A 19,541-nucleotide genomic window follows, 5' to 3' on the forward strand; every position below is an offset into this window, starting at 1 on the left:
GCCTGAAAGCGTTGTGCTTTCAGGCTTTTTTAATTTCGAAGCTAATTTAGGCGCAGGTATCAATTGTGGTACACTTGCGCCAGTTTTTGTAAGAGAAAAGAATAGGACACGCTTTGACTTCGTCCCCTGAAAAAGCAGCGAACTCTCCGTCTGCTTCAAATAATAATGCTGCATCACTTCGTAAGGCACTGAATGAGTGCATGATGCGCGACCGATTTCGTTTAAGTAAACGCATAGCTGGCGCTAATAAGATTAAAAATGAAAAATCTAAGCATGCTGTTTTCGACGAAATCGCGTTAGACATTGCTAAATCTATGATGACCGCTACCGAGCGTGCATCTCACAAGCCTACCATTGAATATCCTGAAATTTTACCTGTGAGCCAAAAGCGCGATGATATCGCGAAAGCCATTGAAGAAAACCAAGTGGTTATCGTGGCGGGTGAAACAGGCTCGGGTAAAACCACTCAGCTCCCTAAGATTTGTTCTGAGTTAGGGCGTGGTCGATTTGGTTTGATTGGCCATACGCAGCCAAGACGACTTGCTGCGCGCTCCGTTGCGAACCGTATTGCCGATGAAATGGAAACGAAACTTGGTGAGTTTGTTGGTTATAAGGTTCGTTTTAACGACCAGATTTCTGATAATACACAAATCAAATTGATGACAGACGGTATCTTACTGGCTGAAATTCAACACGATCGATTCCTGAATCAATATGACACCATCATTATCGATGAAGCGCACGAACGTAGCCTAAACATCGATTTCATCATGGGTTACCTGAAAGAGCTGCTACCAAAGCGTCCTGATCTAAAAGTGGTCATCACGTCGGCAACGATTGACCCTGAACGTTTCTCGAAACACTTTAACGATGCGCCAATCATCGAAGTGTCGGGTCGCACTTATCCGGTTGATACTCGTTACCGCCCATTAAGCGGTGATGATAGCGACTCCGATCGTGACCAAATGGAAGGTATTTTTGAAGCGGTCGATGAACTTTGCGATGAAGGCTTAGGTGACATCCTGATCTTCATGAATGGTGAACGTGAAATTCGCGATACCGCTGACGCATTGAATAAACGTAATTTACGCGACACAGAAATCGTCCCACTGTACGCAAGATTATCGGCGGGTGAACAAAACCGCATATTCCAGTCTCATACAGGGCGTCGAATCGTACTGGCAACGAACGTTGCAGAAACATCATTAACGGTTCCGGGAATTCGCTACGTTATCGACCCGGGTACTGCGCGTATTAGCCGTTATAGCTACCGTACCAAAGTACAACGCTTGCCAATTGAGCCGATTTCTCAAGCGAGTGCCAATCAGCGTAAAGGTCGTTGTGGACGTGTCGCTGAAGGTATTTGTATTCGTTTGTACTCTGAAGAAGACTTTGAGTCGCGCCCAGAGTTTACCGATCCTGAGATTCTGCGTACTAACCTAGCGTCTGTAATCCTGCAGATGACGGCATTAGGGCTAGGCGACATTCAAGCTTTCCCATTTGTTGAAGCGCCAGATAAGCGCAACATTCAAGATGGTGTAAGGCTACTCGAAGAGTTAGGCGCCATTGCTGCTGACAATAAAAAATCTCGAGACGGTGACGCGAAGAAGAAGCTGACTGCAATTGGTCGCCAGCTTGCGAAATTACCGATAGATCCAAGATTGGCTCGTATGGTAATTGAAGCGCCGCGCAATGCGTGTTTACACGAAGTCATGGTTATTGCTTCTGCACTGTCGATTCAAGATCCACGTGAACGCCCGTCAGATAAACAACAGTCTTCAGACGATAAGCACAAGCGATTCTTTGATAAAGAGTCTGACTTCATGACGTTCGTGAACCTATGGGGCTACATTAAAGAGCAGCAAAAGGCGCTTTCAAGTAATCAATTTAGAAAGCAGTGTAAGCAAGATTACTTAAATTATTTGCGTGTTCGTGAATGGCAAGATGTGTACTTCCAGATACATCAAGCGATGCGCGAAATGGACACTAAGCTTAATGATGAACCAGGTTCGTATCAAGGGATCCACGTATCGCTGCTATCTGGTTTGCTTTCTCATATTGGTATGAAAGACCAAGAGAAAAATGAATACCAAGGTGCTCGTAACGCTCGTTTCCATATTTTCCCAGGTTCAGGGCTATTCAAGAAGCAGCCTAAATGGATTATGTCGGCCGAGCTGGTGGAAACGTCTAAGCTTTGGGGCCGTATCATCGCCAAAATTCAGCCGGAATGGATTGAACCACTAGCTAAGCACCTTATTAAACGCAGTTACAGCGAGCCTCATTGGTCTAAGAAACAAGCTGCGGTGATGGCACACGAAAAAGTGATGTTATACGGAATTCCAATTGTTCCTAAGCGACTAGTGAATTACGGCTCTATCGATTCTACAGTGAGTCGTGAGTTGTTTGTTCGTAGTGCACTTGTTGAAGGTGAGTGGGAAACGAAACACGCATTCTTTAAGCAGAATCGTAAGCTTCTACAAGAAGTGGAAGAGCTGGAACATAAATCTCGTCGTCGCGACATTCTGATTGATGACGATGAGCTGTTTGATTTTTATGATCAGCGTGTAGGTGACGAGGTAGTTTCAGGCCGTCACTTCGATACATGGTGGAAGAAAGCTAGCCGTGACAACGCGGAACTGCTTAATTTCGAGAAATCCATGCTATTCAGAGGCGATGCAAGCCATGTTACTGATTTGGATTACCCGAACTTTTGGCATCAAGATGGCTTGAAACTTAAGCTGAGTTATCAGTTTGAGCCAGGGGATGACAATGATGGTGTAACGGTTCATATTCCGCTACCGATTTTAAACCAGATCGAACAAGCTGGCTTTGATTGGCAGATCCCAGGTTTACGTCATGAGCTTGTGGTTAGCTTGATCAAGTCGCTACCTAAAACGCTTCGTAGAAACTTTGTACCTGCGCCTAACTATGCCGATGCTTTCTTGTCGCGTGTGACGCCTTTAGAAGCGCCATTGCTTGACTCGTTAGAAAAAGAGCTCCGCCGGATGACGGGCGTTGAAGTGCTTCGCGAAGATTGGAAACTCGATCAGATCCCAGAGCACTTAAAAGTGACGTTCAGAGCGGTTGATCACCGTAAGCGCAAGCTGAAAGAAAACAAAGATCTGCATGAACTTAAAGAAAGCCTCAAAGATAAAGTTCAAGAAACGTTATCAAAGGTTGCAGACGACGATATTGAGCAGCAAAACCTGCATACTTGGAGCTTTGGTGAACTACCAAAAGTCTACCAACAAAAGCGTGGTGGTTATGACGTAAAAGCCTTCCCAGCATTGGTCGACACGAAAGACAGCGTTGAGATTAAGCTGTTTGAAACAGAGCAAGAGCAGATTTCAGCGATGAAAGCTGGTCAACGTCGTTTGATACTTCTGAACGTACCGTCACCGATTAAGTATTTGCACTCAAACTTACCGAATAAATCTAAGTTAGGTTTGTACTTTAACCCTTACGGTAAAGTATTAGATTTGATTGATGATTGTATTGCTTGTGGTATCGATAAGTTGATCGAAGAGAAGGGCGGTATCGTGTGGGAGCCTTCTCAGTTTGAAGCGCTAAAAGAGCACGTTCGAGCAGAGCTCGGTGATGCCGTGGTTGAAATTGCACAGCAAGTAGAAACCATCCTTACGACTGCTTTTAGTATCAATAAAAAGCTAAAAGGCCGTGTAGATTTGTCGATGGCGTTTGCGCTTTCAGATATCAAAGCACAAATTGAAGGGCTGATCTTCAAAGGGTTTGCAACGGAATGTGGTTGGAAGCGCCTACCTGATATTCTTCGTTACATGAAAGCGATTGAGCGACGTATGGAAAAACTGCCTATCGATCCGAACAAAGATAGGCTGCATATGATCAAAGTAGAGTCTGTAACGAGTGATTACAAAGAATTACTGAATAAAATTCCAAAAGGTCTAGCTGTGCCAGATAATGTAAAAGAAGTGCGTTGGATGATAGAAGAGCTTCGTGTAAGCTTCTTCGCACAGCAGTTAGGAACACCGTACCCGGTTTCGGACAAACGAGTGAAAAATGCGATAGATGCCTGCTAGGTACAAATATTGCACTCGGAATAGATATGACAAATAAATGGCAGTTTAACGTCAGTGGTTGGCCGCTTGAACTGTCAATAATATTGAGAAGGTTAGTATGAAAAAGACATTATTAGCGCTTGCGCTTATTGGTGCATCTTCAACAGCAATGGCTGATTCATGGCTCTATGGCGGTGTTGCAGGTGGACAAAACTCACTTGGTAACGAGAGCGAAACTGCATACGGTGTACATGTAGGTACAGGAATTTTACCACTAATTGGCCTAGAGGCCGGTTACTGGAATCTAGGTTCATTTGATTCTGTAGAATACGGAAACAATACTCGTACGAACCTTGATGCGACTTCAGTATACTTTGCAGTTAAGCCTAGTATTGATTTTGGTCCTCTACATGTTTATGCAAAGGGTGGCCTTCATTCATATGAGCTGAAAGGCGATAACGGTTTTTCTCAAGATGACGTAGATATCATGTACGGTGTTGGTGCTGAATACTTCATCATGGGCCCTGTATCAGTTGGTGCTAGCTACCAAAACTTCAAAATGAAAGATGATGATGCAGGTGTATTCACCTTAAATGCGACAATTCACTTGTTGTAATCATATCTCCATATACTAAAACGCCAGCTTTCGAGCTGGCGTTTTTTATTGGTACAAAAACCAAAAGTGTACGTGTATTTCTCACGTTTGATCTCTTTTACGTTTGTTGATTTTCTACTTTTCTCGTTTAGCACAAACATAGTTGTTGAAGCCAAAGGTGCGACGAGCGAAGGATTCCCTTTTCGGTACTGCTTACTACCGACCTTAATATTCAAGCCCACTTAGCCGAATCTTGCGTTATTCCCCTTCCTTTTCACTCATAGTCATCAGTCGGATAGTGAGCTCCGCGTATTTTTCGTTAAAAAGGCGGTTAAAACATTTTTTATTTCGAATTGGTATCAATATTGCATTCTGTATCAAGGTGGCAAATGAATCGCAGTTTAACGGCAATGGTTGTCCACTTAAACTGTCCATAATATTAAGAAGGTTAGTATGAAAAAGACATTATTGACGCTTGCGCTTATCGGTGCGTCTTCAACTGCAATGGCGGACTCATGGATTTATGCAGGCGGACAACTTGGTCAGTCAAACGTCGACAGTGAAAATGGTACGACTTCAGGTGTACATATCGGAACCGGTATTCTACCGTTTATCGGCCTGGAAGCGGGCTACATGAACTTCGGCGAAATCAATATTGCTTACAATAACTTAACAGCTGACGCTTCATTTTCATCTTTCTATCTTGCAGCTAAACCAAGTATTGATTTTGGCCCACTGCACGTTTACGCAAAAGGTGGTCTAAATTCGTACAGTGTTGATTACTCAGGCACTATCGGTCAGCTGTTAAGCGAAGATACGGGTGTTGGTATCATGTATGGCGTGGGTGCAGAATACTTCGTATTAGATATGCTGTCTGTTGGCGCAAGTTACCAATCGTTCGGGATGGAAATCGACGGTGACTCAGTCGACGTGACGAGCTTCACTCTAAACGCGACGGTTCACTTCTTATAATCTTTTGTAGTTTGGTTGGGCTCGAACAGAGGCTGAATTTACTAAAGTACAGATAGATAAAACGCCAGCAATGATGCTGGCGTTTTTTGTGTCTTTCTTGGTTTGCTGTATAGCGCAGGTCCTAACGATGGTTACTTTCTCGCGTCTAAAATCTGCTGGATACGTGGGTTCAAAGCTTTCCCATGTTGTTCTTCGTACTCTTCACGTTTTAGGTCGTTTAAGTTCTTTACCGAGTGCTGAGTAAGTAAATGTTGAGGAAGTTCTGTTTGTAGCATTCCTTTCTCATCTAAGCGTCTAGCTTCAAGATAATACTTCTTAAATAAACCATCGAGTTTGTTTTCAGCGACAAGCTTTAAATCGTAGAGCTTATTCTGGATGAGCCACTTTTCGATATTGTTTGATGGGCTGCGAGACAACACTCGAATACGACTATCAAGTAGCTCTTCGGCGGTAAGCGCATCTTTCAAAATCCATAACTCACCCATTTGTGGTGGCCAGCTGTTACCCAATTGAATTCGCTCATGACAGTGCATAAGAACGCGGTTTAACCCGTCTGAGTCGACAGTGTTAGCAAATTCAATAAACTTACCGCTTGGTTCACTACCGTATTGGTATTCCCACTGCGTTTCATAAACACTGAGGAAAGAACCAAATACATGAATACACCAATCGGACAATTCTAGCTCTGCTGGATCTTGCTCTACCACAGGTACCTGAGCGGGTTGAGGCTCAGGTTGAGCTGGAACTAGTACTTCTTGTTTGTTCTCAGAAGGTAGGCTTTTTGCCTTTTTGGATAAGCTGCTGCCTGAAGCGTTCAGATGGGCTAAGCTTTTGTCTATACCCATTTCCTTTAGCTTGTCCTGCATTTCCTGAATGTTGAGAGGTTTTCTGTTGTTGTCTTTCATTTTGTTTCTCGTTAATTAACCAGTACTGCAACTTAGATTCAATTCGGGAAATGGGCATAAGCTCATTAGCCTTGGCTTTGTACCAAAGGACAAACTTTTTCCACACTAAGTTGTGCTCTCCAGCTAAGCCAGAAAACTTAAATGCACGTTCAGCCCAGTTAGGAATGGTTTCTTCATCTAGATCGTGAGTCGAGATTGTGTTGCCATTCATTTGTTGGTAGTTCTGAGGCCTAACTGGTGCAGTTGACACTTGCATTGGTGCTGGTTGAAATGTTGGTGCAGGTGCAGGTGCAGGTGCAGGTGCAGGTGCAGGTGCAGAATACACCGGAATGCTATTAACCTGTTGCTTCGGTTGTTCAGCTTCGATGAGCATTTTGAACACGTGAACTTCTTGTTTGCCGCGATGCTCAACTTTTACTTTGTCTAAAAATCCATTATCGACGAGTGATTTTAAACAGTCAGCAAGGCCGTAGATAGACAAAGAAGTAAGAGCTGCCGCGCTGTTGAGGTTCAAGGTGGCAAATCCGTCATCATCTGCGTAGTCCGCTAGCATTAATAAAACCAGCTTCTCAGCTGGGCTGCTGGTATTAACTTGCCATGTGAGATAGGTGAATTTTGCGCTCAAAGTGATGCTCTTGAAAAGTAGTACAACTAATTGATCTATTGTAAGCCACGCCCACTCGAATTTATAGCGGATTCATTCAATTCATCGAAAGTAACACGCGATGTTTTAGCCAGACCATTTTTCTAACGAAGATGCCGCTCCTATTTCAAATATCCGATTCGTTTCGCACGTCTATGTGGATACTCAAGAGTTCTCATGGAATACGTCTACAATATGAGTGGTAGGCGTTGTTATAGAGTAACTGTATGATTTATAAATAGCGATAACAAACAGTGGCAGACGTTACTCAAACAATGAGTATGCTAGGGATAACGAAAAGGGAACAGTATGCCAACGAGTGTAGAGTTTTCAATGATGCCAGAAAATGGCACATCATTTACTTCAAGTGAATGGGCACTTAAAAAGAAAGAAATCGAGAAGCGTAAACCTGCGGTACTAAAGCATATCGATAGATCTATGCACATGTCTCAAGGCTTTCGCTTAGTGAACAATAAAGCTTATCAACAAGCTCTCGCAGAGCTCAAAGCAAGCTTAAAAGATCAGTCATTTCGAAAGACAGAAGAAGGGAAAGTCGCTGAGTTAATGCACTCTATTCTAACGGACGACAATGCTTTTAAAACTTATGTCAGTGACGAGCTTAAAGAAAGCATGGTGACTTCTTCTAAAGATGGAACCTCTAAGATAGTGTCGAAGGGGGCAAGCTTTAAAGCGAAAAACCAACTCGCCAATGCTCAGCTTAAGCGCAAACAGTTGTTCATGATGTATCGTGAGATCATTCAAGCGCAGGAAGAACTGAAGGAATTCTCAAAGCATGTCGTGTCCTTATTCAACGGGAAACTCTCGGTTCCACCAGGTGCGTATGGGGGGATCAAAAGCTTTAATGGCGCGCTAGATAAAATCACCAACCGAAACCCACTCGACGATGTTGGTGACCTGAAAGATTGCGCACGAATGACCATTGAATTTGAGAGCGTTAGAGCAATGTCGGCGGCGAAAGTCTTTATTTCACGAACGCAAGAGTTTAGAGACATTGAGCATTATCAATCCGCATTGAAAGACCGCTATAGCTTTGGTTCGAAGCTTTCTGGGCTAGACCGCTTCAATACAAAAGCTCAGAAATCTGGCTATAAGGACATCAAGTTCTTCCTCAAAATGAAAAACGGTACTATAGGAGAGTTGCAACTAAACATCTCCGGTATGTTGGTTGCCAAAGAGAAAGAGCACGTTATTTACGATATCTTGAGAGACGCTAAAGATGGCGCCGATTCATTCACCATCGTCAATAAAGATGTCTTGGATAAGGTAAAGCATCACATGAACGAAAGTTGGTTCAGCTTTATTGAAACCCGAATTCCAAGCGTTAAATCATCGCTGGCTGTGGTTAGAAGCATGATAACTCGCTTGAATACCGGAACAGTGACGTCGTTGTCGGTGAGTCAGAAAGAAAGTGAATCTTTGAAGAACATCAGCTTGGCTCTGTATGCTCAAGGTGAAAATGGTTCTGCGCTCTTATAGACTCATGTTTAACAGATAGGTAACCTAGGTTGCTTATCTGTTTACCTCCTTACCTCCTTACCTCCTTACCTCTTTTCTCGTTTGACCTCTAAGTGCCTTATTTCCCCTTTCAGAACAGAAAACCTCAACTCAAAACACATTCACCAAATCAATTTAATTTATAAAACCTCTTGATATGATCGATATTTGAGCTATTATGACGATGAGTCAAAAATGACGAAGTGTCATAAAAATGGTTAAGTACATGAATTTCCGATTCGTGTTACAATAATGAATAGGAGCGTTGTAGGATTACGGACTGAGAAATTATGTTTGGCTTTGGTTGTAAAAATGAGAAACAAGGTCTATTTGGCTGTAAATCGGGGTTGTCTAAAAAGCAACAATCGATAGCTGATAGAGAGGTAGAGTTGATATTGTTAGCGAAGGAACTTGTTAGAGAGCAAGGCTTCGGGAATTTAACAATGGATAAGCTAACTGCCGCTAGTTCGTATTCTAAGGGTACGATTTATAATCACTTTTGCAGTAAAGAAGACGTAGTTTTAGCCCTTTGTATTCACTCGTTAAAAACTGAAGCAGTGTTGTTTGCTCGCTCAGGTGAATTTGAAGGCAATAGCCGAGAGAAGATAGTGGCATTGCACGTTGCTTACCGCATTTATGCTCGCATGGAGCCGGTATTATCAACTTGTGCAATTATGGCGAAAAGCCCATGGGTATTAGAGAAAGCGTCTAATGCGCGTGTGGCTGAAATGAACCAACTAGAAGAGTTAGTGATTGAGCAAGCGGATTCACTCGTTAATAAAGCGGTTGAAATCGGTGACTTGAAATTCTCTTCGGGTGTTGGTGCAGACGCAATAGTATTTGCAAACTGGTCGATAGCGTTTGGTTCAAATGCTTTATCCCAGAATGCTTCAAATAGTCATTGTATCAAACGGTTACAAGATCCATACACAGTCCTGCATAACGCGAACATGATTTTAGACGGCTTGAATTGGCAGCCCCTTTCTACAGAGTGGGACTACCGAAAAACTTGGCGTCGAGTAGAGCAAGAGTTGTTCAGTGAGGAAGTTGCTTATTTAGCTTCTGTCGGGCGCTAGCTTTACTACAAACCCACAAATGTGGGTTTATTTACAACCATTTATGACGATTCGTCACTAATTATAGATTTGTCAGAGTAATACTCAGATTTTCTATGATTTTTGACTGCGAAATGTGTTTGGCCAGTGAAAACTGGCTTTTTATGACACATATATGACGAATCGTCACAAATGGAGACTGTGATGGAACATGATAACCAATCAGCCAACCCAAATAATGGCTGGCAATCGCTACCAACCACACGCTCGTTCATCGTGCTACTGGTTGTATTTTCACTCATTATCCTATCTGCACTAGGTGCAAAAAATCTCTATTTCAGAGGTGATTACAACATCTTCTTTGAAGGGACTAACAAGCAATTGATGGCGTTTGATGAAATTCAAACGACATTCGCAAAAACAGATAACTTAGCCATTGTCGTTGCACCTGCCGACGGTAATGTCTTCACTCCTGAAACGCTCACTCTTATCCAAGAATTAACCGTCGATGCTTGGCAAGTTCCTTATTCAAGCCGAGTTGATTCGTTAGCCAACTACCAGCATACCGAAGCAATAGAAGATGACCTTTTAGTTGAAGATTTGCTGTACGAGGAATATCTCTTTACCCCAGAACGCATTTCCAAAGTCAAAGACATTGCACTCAATGAGCCTCTGCTAAAAAACTCATTGGTATCGGCGAACGGGGACGTAACGGTTGTCAATGTAACGGTGCAGCTACCGGAAATAGACAAAACACGTGAAGTGCAAGAAGTGATTGTCGCGATTAACGACATGCTAGCCAAGTTCCAACAGGCTTACCCAGATGTGGAGTTCCATAAAGCTGGGATCATTGCGATGAACAATGCCTTCATGACGTCTGCTCAAGAAGACAGTTCAACTTTGGTTCCGTTAATGCTGCTTGTTGTGTTGGTGTTCTTAACCTTCATGTTGAGATCGTTCTTTAGCGTGGTTGCTACTTTGCTTGTGATCATCTCTTCCATTGTTGCCACTATGGGTCTTTCTGGCTGGGCAGGCATGTTCTTGAGCACAGCGACGGTGAACGTACCAACGCTTGTACTTACCTTAGCGGTCGCAGACTGCGTGCACGTGATTGTGACAATGAGACAAGCCATGCAAAGAGGCATGGAAAAAGCACAGGCGATTCAATACAGCATCCAACTTAACTTCATCCCAATCTTAATCACTTCTGTCACTACGGCGATTGGTTTCTTGATGATGAATATGTCGGACTCTCCGGTATTAAGAGATTTCGGTAACCTTTCTGCTTTGGGCGTGATGATCGCTTGTTTGCTGTCGGTCAGTCTGCTTCCAGCATTACTGAAAATCTTGCCAGTGAAAACACTGCCTAAAGTCTCTGAAACCTCTGATGAAGTGACTTTCATGGATAAGCTAGGTGACTTTGTTGTGAGTAATCGCAAAGCGCTATTGCCTATTTCTACGCTGGTTATCGTAGGGGCAGCAAGTCTAATCCCTTTAAACAAAGTGAACGACGAATCGGTTAAATACTTCGACAATTCTAGTGAGTTCAGACAAGCCGCTGATTTTATGGAGCAGACCATTAGTGGGATGACCAACATCAGCATCGCGATTAAATCGAATGAATCACAAGGGATTGCTGATCCTGTGTTCTTGCAAGCTATCGGAGACTTTACTGATTGGCTACGAGTTCAACCAGAAACTGACCACGTAGCGACCTTGTCTGATGTATACATGCGTTTAAACAAGAACATGCATGGCGATGATGACAGTTACTACAAATTGCCTCTGGATCGAGAGCTAGCCGCTCAGTATTTACTGCTCTATGAAATGTCTTTGCCTTACGGGTTGGATTTGAACAACCAAATTAACGTGGATAAGTCATCGATAAAAATGGTTCTGACCGTCGACAACTTAGGAAGTGTTGAGTTGGTTGAACTGGAAGAACGTATCTACGCATGGTTCGCTGAAAATGCGCCGCAATACCAAGTGTTAGCGTCTAGTCCTTCGTTGATGTTTGCCCATATCGGTGAAACCAATATGACCAGCATGCTTTCTACTTTGCCTATTACCTTAGTTCTGATTTCTGCTTTGATGATCTTTGCTCTGCGCTCTGTTCGTTTAGGTATGATCAGCTTAGTGCCTAATATCGCGCCTGCGATTATCGGGTTTGGTTTGTGGGCTTTGATTTCTGGAGAGATAAACCTAGGGCTCTCGGTAGTTGTGACCTTGACGCTCGGTATTGTCGTCGATGATGCGGTGCACTTCTTAAGCAAATACCAAAGAGCACGAATTGAAGGGAAATCAGCGGAAGAGGCGGTTCGTTACGCCTTCCACACCGTTGGCCGCGCCTTATGGATCACGACAGTAGTTCTTGTCGCTGGCTTCTCTGTTCTAGCGATGTCGAGCTTTAGACTGAATAGCGACATGGGCTTGCTAAGTGCCATTGTTATATTCATCGCGCTGGTGGTCGATTTCGTTCTTCTTCCAAGCCTACTCATGATTTTTGATAAGAAAACGCATTACAGCAAGCAACCTCAGCTTGATCCTGCTAAGTCAGTTACGACTAGCCCAGTTACGACTAGCCCAGTTACGACCAACCCAGAAACCGTTACCGCCAAATAAAGGAATAACACTGCCTGTGTCGAACAGGTAGTGCAAAGGAGTTCATTATGCTTAACCTAAACAATGTTATATCAAGCCGCCGAGTCAAAGTGTTTGCAGCGGTCGCGTTAGCCACGAGTCTACTGTCTAACATCGCAGTCGCTGATGAAACGAAAGGCTTAAAAATCGCCGAACAACGTAAAAAGCTGGATCTAGGGTGGGGTGATTCCGTCGCGACGATGGAGATGCTGCTTAAAAACGCGCAAGGTGAAAGTAGTACTCGTTTAATGAGATTGAAGTCGTTAGAAGTAGAGGATGATGGAGACAAAGGCCTGACTATCTTTGATGAGCCGAGAGACGTAAAAGGCACCGCTTTCCTCAACCATTCACACATCACTAAGTCTGATGACCAATGGTTGTATCTTCCTGCTCTTAAGCGTGTAAAACGAATCTCTTCACGTAACAAGTCGGGCCCATTCATGGGGAGTGAATTCGCCTACGAAGATTTGAGCTCCTTTGAATTAGAGAAGTACACCTTCAATTACCTTGAAGATAGCAAAGTGAATGGCTTAGATACTTTCGTGTTAGAACAGATTCCTACCGACAAAAACTCGGGTTATACCAAGCAAAAAGTCTGGCTAGACCAAGAACATTACCGCCCTTTGAAAGTTGAGTTTTATGACCGAAAAGGATCGTTATTGAAAACACTGTCATTCCAAGATTATAAGCAGTATTTAAACCAGTACTGGCGCGCGCATACTATGGCGATGCAGAACCACCAAACCGGGAAAAGCACAGTATTAACGACCACAGAACTTGCGTTTCAAACGGGTCTGAAAGACAAAGATTTTCAGAAAAATACACTTAAGCGCGCGAAGTAAGGGCTGGGTATGAAAGGTTTTGTGTCGACAGGAACGCAGTTGGCAGTCACTTCGGCCGTGGCGCTTGGTTTGTTCCAAGTGTCACTCGAATGTCAGGCTGTAGAGTTAGCTGGGCAAATGAATGTGGAACATCGGCAGTTCTTTAGTGAAGGCGCTCAGGGGCAAGACAAAGGGCAAACTTCGTTTGTGCTTCAGCCAGAACTGTATTGGGAGCAAGAAGAAGGGAATGGCAGCTTCACGTTTACTCCTTTTTATCGATTGGATAGCGATGACGATGAACGAACTCATGGCGACATCAGAGAAGCGCTCTATCTCACGTACTGGGACGATTACGAGCTCCGAGCTGGGGTAGGGAAAGTCTTTTGGGGGGTGACTGAATCTGCACACTTAGTGGATGTCGTGAATCAGATAGATTCGGTAGAATCGGTCGATGGCGAAGCTAAATTGGGTCAGCCTATGATTCAATTTACCTCAGTGAAAGACTGGGGAACGGTCGACGCAATGTTGTTACCTTATTTTAGGGAAAGAACATTTGCGGGAGAAGACGGGCGGTTACGTCCTACGGTGCCAGTAGCGGATGATGCGATCTATGAATCCTCGAAAGAAGAAAAGCATGTCGATGTTGCGCTGCGTTATAGCCAAATGTATGGAGATTGGGATGTCGGCTTAAGTTACTTGGCAGGTACAAACCGAGATCCTTACTATCGATTTGAAGGTCAAAAGCTCAAGCCTTACTACGCGCAAATGCAACACGTCGGTTTAGATGTGCAAGGTATTTTGGGCGACTGGTTGTGGAAGCTCGAAAGTGTGTATCGAGACAGCTACGATAACCATACCGCGCTAGTGTCAGGGTTTGAATATACTTGGGTTGGTGCTCTAGAGTCCTTCTGGGATATCGGCTTCATCGCAGAGTATTTGTACGATAGCCGAGGCAATAATGCTCAGAGCGTTGGCCAAAATGATGTCTTTTTAGGAGCGCGATTTGCGCTTAACGATGAAGACGGAACTGAGGTGCTAGCAGGGGTCACACAAGATCTCGATAACAGCGACGTTTACAGTGCCAAATTAGAAGCCTCAAGCCGGATCAATAACAACTTGAAATGGCGATTAAACGGTTGGTTATTTGAAAATGAAACCCCGGAAGACCTTCTGTATTTCGCTCGTAAAGATGACTTTATTGAAATGGCGATAGAGTATTATTTTTAACTGATTTTCGGGGGAGCGCTCTAAGACAGAGCGCTCAAAACTTAAAGAAATTAACCATTTAGGCTGATCGAGATCAGCTTTTTTTGGATTCGAAATCCCAATAATAACCCTGTTATGTATGATGTTTATGTTTTTATAAGTTGCTATAACTTTCATCTATGTCTTTAAATTAAATAAGACAGTTGTGAGTGCTAAGGAATCTATGAGCTCATTTACATGGGATAAGAATTTTGAAACTGGTATAGAAGAAGTCGATGAACAGCACCAATACCTCGTGGATTTTATCAACCAGTACGGCAAATTATTATCTGAAAACACAATATCGATAGACGATATTCGCGCCGCTTTGTTTGATTTAACTCGTTATGCCGAGTTCCATTTCAAAGAAGAAGAGTCTCTGATGAGAGAAGTTGGTGTGTACGAAGACCACATCGATGAACACATCAAAGTTCACCGCGTTTTCATGCAAGACATCTACAGCATGCAAGCTTTCATTCTTGAAGAAGATCAGTCGTCCGCAAGGCAGTTGCTTGATTTTCTTATCCATTGGTTGGCGTATCATATTCTCGGTATCGACCAAAATATGGCTAGGCAAGTGGCCGCGATAGAGCAAGGGGTTGCTCCTCAGTCAGCTTTTGAAGCGGAAGAAAAAGATCAAGATTCCTCTACGCTGCCATTACTCGCTGCGCTAAAAGGTTTATTTGAGCAAGTTTCTGAGCGTAACAAACAGCTACTACGATTTAATCAATTGCTTGAAGACAAAGTCGAGGAGCGTACGGCAGAACTGCGCAGAGCCAATAAGCAACTTGAAGACTTGTCGCTTACGGACTCCTTAACCAAACTTCCAAACCGTCGCTGCGCTTTAAAACGATTGGCCGTACACTGGCAAGACGCCAAAGAAAGCCAATCGCCTTTAGTGTGTATTTTGATTGATGCCGACCACTTTAAACGCATTAACGATACTTGCGGCCATGATGCTGGCGATCTTGTACTTAGAACCTTAGCGCGAGAGCTAAAAAATGCCTTCCGTAGTGATGACGTTGTGTGCCGATTAGGGGGAGATGAATTCATCGTAATTTGCCCAGATACCGATCTACGTGGTGGGCTACATGCTGCAGAATTAACTCGTCAGAAAATCACCGAACTCCAGATAGAAACTGGAAATCAGCTGTGGATCGGCAGTATTAGCGTTGGAGTCGCTGAAATGACACCTAAATTCGCTTCATTTAATGATTTGATCAAAGCGGCGGATGAATCTGTCTATCTCGCTAAAGATTCAGGGAAAAACTGCGTCCGCTCTATTCAACTATAAATAACCTGAGTTTTTTCTTAGTCGTTCGGCAGAGGGTATTGCCGAACGAGAAGCGATAATTCTATAGGTTGTTTATGGTTTTCCTCAAAAACCTCCCATTTTGTTGTGCAACTTAACTCGTTTTGAACGGGCGCTTGAACGCTCGTCATTCAGTCTGAATATTCAATCGAGTTTTTAGAAGACCGCCACTTTTGGCTGTTTTACTCCCATATCGGCTTTATCGCGTTAAATTTGCCGTGTTTTTAGTCAATAACTTGTTCTTTTAGTAATTCAATTTGGCATTGTTTGCGTGTTTGATTAGTATGTGTAGCTATCTAAAAAAACTAATCATCCGATACGGACACTACCAACTGGTAGATGAGGAAATGATGCAACATCTAGAAGAGATCATTGCTAATGCAACGACTGCTATTGATACAGCAGATTCGTTAGTCGCACTTGATGAAGTGCGAGTTCAGTATTTAGGTAAGAAGGGTGAACTAACTCTTCAACTACAAAGCCTAGGTAAACTTCCACCTGAAGAGCGTCGCACTGCTGGTCAAGAGATCAACAAAGCGAAAGGTGCTGTTCAACAAGCGATCGCAGCTCGCAAAGACGCACTACAACGTGCAGAGCTTGAAGCGAAACTAGCTGAAGAAACTATCGATGTGAGCCTACCAGGTCGTCGCATTGAAAACGGTGGTCTTCACCCAGTTACTCGCACAGTTGAGCGTATCGAACAGTTCTTTGGTGAGCTTGGTTTTAACACTGAGTCTGGCCCTGAGATCGAAGATGCATTCCACAACTTTGATGCACTAAACATCGCAGACGATCACCCAGCTCGTACTGATCACGATACTTTCTTCTTCAACCCTGATCTAATGCTACGTACGCACACTTCTGGTGTCCAAATCCGTACGATGGAAAACGGCAAACCGCCATTCCGCTTCATTGCTCCGGGTCGTGTTTACCGTAATGACTACGATCAAACTCACACGCCAATGTTCCACCAAGTGGAAGGTATGTTAGTTGATGAGAACGTAAACTTTGCACAACTTAAAGGCATTCTTAACGATTTCCTTTGTAACTTCTTTGAAGAAGAAGTTGAAGTACGTTTCCGTCCTTCATTCTTCCCGTTCACAGAGCCTTCAGCTGAAGTTGACGTGAAACGTAAAGATGGCAAATGGCTAGAAGTTCTAGGCTGTGGCATGGTTCACCCTAACGTACTTCGCTCTGTTGGCATCGACCCTGAGAAATACTCTGGTTTTGCATTCGGTATGGGTGTAGAGCGTCTAACGATGCTTCGTTACGGCGTAAATGACCTTCGTGCGTTCTTCGAGAACGACCTTCGTTTCCTTAAACAATTCAAGTAATCCGGGGCAGTCGAAACTATGAAATTCAGTGAATCTTGGCTACGCGAGTGGGTTAAACCTGCAATTAACAGCGAAGAGCTAGCTCACCAAATCACTATGGCTGGTTTGGAAGTTGACGATGTAGAACCTGTTGCTGGTGAATTCACCGGCGTTAAAGTAGGTAAAGTGGTTGAGTGCGGTCAGCACCCAGACGCAGACAAACTACAAGTAACTAAAATTGATATCGGCGAAGAAGAGCTTTTAGACATCGTTTGTGGTGCATCTAACTGTCGTCTTGGCCTAACTGTAGCAGTAGCAACAGTTGGCGCAGTACTGCCTGGTAACTTCAAAATCAAGAAAGCAAAACTACGTGGTGTTCCATCGCACGGCATGCTTTGTTCTTTCTCTGAGCTAGGTATCGACGTAGAGTCTGACGGCATCCTTGAGCTGCCTGAAGGCACAACGCTAGGTATGGACGTACGTGAGCTTCTAGAGCTTAACGACGTAACTATCGACGTAGACCTAACAGCAAACCGCGCAGACTGCTTCAGCATCCGTGGCCTTGCTCGTGAAGTTGGCGTACTAAACCGCGCAGACGTTACAGAGCCAGCAGTAGAAGCTGTTGCAACAAGCATTGAAGACACAGTATCTGTTGAAGTTAAAGCAACTGATGCTTGTCCACGTTACCTTGGCCGTGTGGTTAAGAACGTAAATGTGAAAGCGGAAACACCAATCTGGATGCAAGAAAAACTGCGTCGTTGTGGTATCCGCTCAATCGACCCAGTTGTAGACATCACAAACTACGTGATGCTAGAGCAAGGCCAACCAATGCACGCATTCGATCTAGCTAAGATCGAAGGTGGCATCGTGGTTCGTCTAGCAGAGCAGGGCGAAAAACTAACACTTCTAGATGGCAACGAAGCTGAACTAAACAGCAACACGCTTGTTATCGCTGACCACAACAAAGCACTAGCAATCGCTGGCATCTTTGGTGGTGAAGAGTCTGGTGTAACAACTGAAACTACAGACGTACTTCTAGAAGCAGCATTCTTCGCACCGGATCACATCCGTGGTCGCGCACGTGCTTACGGCCTACACACAGATTCTTCTCTACGTTTCGAGCGTGGTGTTGATTCAACACTTCAGCTAGCTGCTATGGAGCGTGCAACACAGCTTCTAGTTGATATCTGTGGTGGTGAAGTTGCGCCAGTAAACGGCAGCGAATCTGAAGCTGATCTACCAAAAGCAAACGTAGTATCTCTACGTCGCGTTAAGCTAGACAGCCTACTAGGTCACGAAATCCCATCTGAAGACGTGGTAGAAATCCTAACTCGTCTAGGCTGTGAAGTGGAAACTACGGACGCAGGTTGGACGGCAACGTCTCCATCTTGGCGTTTCGATATCGCAATCGAGCAAGACCTAATTGAAGAAGTAGGTCGTATCTACGGTTACGATAACATTCCAAACCAAGCGCCTAAAGCGGCACTTAAAATGAATGACCACAAAGAAGCTGACCAACCGCTTAAGCGCGTTCGTGATCTTCTAGTTGACCGTGGCTACCACGAAGCAATCACATACAGCTTCGTAGAACCAGAACAGCAAAAACTTGTTGTACCTGGTGTTGAGCCGCTAATCCTGCCATTCCCAATCTCTGCGGACATGTCAGCAATGCGTCTTGGCTTAATCCAAGGTCTTCTAAACACAGTGGTTCACAACCAGAAGCGTCAACAGTCTCGCGTTCGTCTATTCGAATCAGGCCTACGTTTCATCCCAGAAGCATCAGCTGAAAACGGCATGCGCCAAGAAATGATGCTTGCGGGCGTTATCTCTGGTACTCGCGGCGAAGAGCACTGGGACGTTGCAACTAACACTGTTGACTTCTTCGACCTGAAAGGCGACCTAGAAGCAGTTCTAGAGCTAACAGCGAACGAGAAAGCATACAGCTTCAAAGCCGCTAAGCACCCAGCACTTCACCCAGGTCAAACTGCGGCTATCGTAGTAGACGGCAAAGAAGTGGGTATCATTGGTACTGTTCACCCAGAACTAGAGCGCAAGTTTGGTCTTAACGGCCGTACTATCGTATTCGAAATCGAATGGGCAGCTATCAACACTCGCGTGCTTCCAGAAGCAGTAGCAGTATCTAAGTTCCCTGCAAACCGTCGTGATATCGCGGTTGTTGTTGACGAAGCAGTAGCTTCTGGCGACATCGTAGAAGCGTGTATCGCAGCTGGTGGCGAATTCCTAACAGACGCTAAACTGTTTGACGTATACGTAGGTAAGGGCGTAGAAGAAGGCAAGAAGAGCCTAGCTATCGCACTGACTCTACAGTCTGTAGAGCGCACACTAGAAGATGCAGACATCGCTGGTTCAGTAGATGCTATCGTAGCTTCAATCTCAGAGAAATTCGGCGCAGCACTTCGCGACTAATCTCTTCTGATAGATAGAAAACCAAAGGCCTCGCATTGCGAGGCCTTTTTTGTTAAACGTGTGA

General features: G+C 44.2%; 12 protein-coding genes and 1 pseudogene. 11 read left to right on the plus strand and 2 right to left on the minus strand.

The genetic code is table 11. The features are described from left to right. Positions 1 to 113: 113 nt before the first annotated feature. The 3 genes from hrpA to ELZ11_RS04140 all read left to right on the plus strand — a co-directional run bounded on the left by hrpA (position 114) and on the right by ELZ11_RS04140 (position 5,601). On the plus strand, positions 114 to 4,055 hold the full coding sequence (gene hrpA, locus ELZ11_RS04130; RefSeq protein ID WP_137356094.1) for an ATP-dependent RNA helicase HrpA: 3,942 nt from the start codon (positions 114 to 116) through the stop codon (positions 4,053 to 4,055). A gap of 97 nt (positions 4,056 to 4,152) precedes the next feature. Next, positions 4,153 to 4,650, plus strand: a complete 498-nt coding sequence (locus tag ELZ11_RS04135) for an outer membrane beta-barrel protein (RefSeq protein ID WP_137356095.1) — start codon at positions 4,153 to 4,155, stop codon at positions 4,648 to 4,650. 432 nt (positions 4,651 to 5,082) lie between these two features. After that, a complete protein-coding gene (locus tag ELZ11_RS04140) occupies positions 5,083 to 5,601 on the plus strand; it encodes an outer membrane beta-barrel protein (protein ID WP_137356096.1) in 519 nt (172 codons plus the stop codon). Positions 5,602 to 5,732: 131 nt separating this feature from the next. Here ELZ11_RS04140 and ELZ11_RS04145 read toward each other — a convergent pair whose 3' ends face one another. Both ELZ11_RS04145 and ELZ11_RS04150 read right to left on the minus strand, forming a co-directional pair. Further along, positions 5,733 to 6,446 carry a hypothetical protein gene (locus tag ELZ11_RS04145; RefSeq protein WP_137356097.1) on the minus strand — a complete coding sequence of 238 codons (714 nt, stop codon included), beginning with the start codon at positions 6,444 to 6,446 and terminating at the stop codon, positions 5,733 to 5,735. Next, positions 6,367 to 7,131, minus strand: a complete 765-nt coding sequence (locus ELZ11_RS04150) for a helix-turn-helix domain-containing protein (RefSeq protein WP_137356098.1) — start codon at positions 7,129 to 7,131, stop codon at positions 6,367 to 6,369. The genes ELZ11_RS04145 and ELZ11_RS04150 overlap by 80 nt, the downstream gene beginning before the upstream one ends. 327 nt (positions 7,132 to 7,458) lie before the next feature. Here ELZ11_RS04150 and ELZ11_RS04155 point away from each other — a divergent pair, with 327 nt between their 5' ends. The 8 genes and pseudogenes from ELZ11_RS04155 (at position 7,459) to pheT (ending at position 19,477) form a co-directional block, all read left to right on the plus strand. After that, positions 7,459 to 8,646, plus strand: coding sequence for a hypothetical protein (locus ELZ11_RS04155; protein WP_137356099.1), 1,188 nt, complete (start codon positions 7,459 to 7,461; stop codon positions 8,644 to 8,646). Positions 8,647 to 8,954: 308 nt separating this feature from the next. Continuing rightward, complete coding sequence (locus tag ELZ11_RS04160; RefSeq protein WP_137356100.1) at positions 8,955 to 9,740, plus strand: TetR/AcrR family transcriptional regulator; 786 nt, start codon at positions 8,955 to 8,957, stop codon at positions 9,738 to 9,740. Positions 9,741 to 9,923: 183 nt separating this feature from the next. Further along, entirely contained in the window at positions 9,924 to 12,341 is a 2,418-nt protein-coding gene (locus ELZ11_RS04165; RefSeq protein ID WP_374939796.1) for an efflux RND transporter permease subunit, read from the plus strand. A gap of 134 nt (positions 12,342 to 12,475) precedes the next feature. Continuing rightward, positions 12,476 to 13,201, plus strand: a pseudogene (locus ELZ11_RS04170) (outer membrane lipoprotein-sorting protein); the annotation flags it as partial. Between the two features lie 9 nt (positions 13,202 to 13,210). Next, positions 13,211 to 14,407: a hypothetical protein gene (locus ELZ11_RS04175; RefSeq protein ID WP_137356103.1), complete on the plus strand. Its 1,197-nt coding sequence runs from the start codon at positions 13,211 to 13,213 to the stop codon at positions 14,405 to 14,407. 202 nt (positions 14,408 to 14,609) lie between these two features. After that, entirely contained in the window at positions 14,610 to 15,719 is a 1,110-nt protein-coding gene (locus tag ELZ11_RS04180) for a GGDEF domain-containing protein (protein ID WP_137356104.1), read from the plus strand. A gap of 368 nt (positions 15,720 to 16,087) precedes the next feature. Beyond that, positions 16,088 to 17,071 (plus strand): phenylalanine--tRNA ligase subunit alpha, encoded by a 984-nt coding sequence (gene pheS / locus ELZ11_RS04185; RefSeq protein WP_004741591.1) that lies wholly within the window; start codon positions 16,088 to 16,090, stop codon positions 17,069 to 17,071. A gap of 18 nt (positions 17,072 to 17,089) precedes the next feature. Then, entirely contained in the window at positions 17,090 to 19,477 is a 2,388-nt protein-coding gene (gene pheT / locus ELZ11_RS04190; RefSeq protein WP_137356105.1) for a phenylalanine--tRNA ligase subunit beta, read from the plus strand. Positions 19,478 to 19,541: the final 64 nt, after the last annotated feature.

The sequence above is a fragment of the Vibrio profundi genome (assembly GCF_005281835.1).
In the GTDB taxonomy this organism is placed as follows: Bacteria; Pseudomonadota; Gammaproteobacteria; order Enterobacterales; family Vibrionaceae; genus Vibrio; species Vibrio profundi.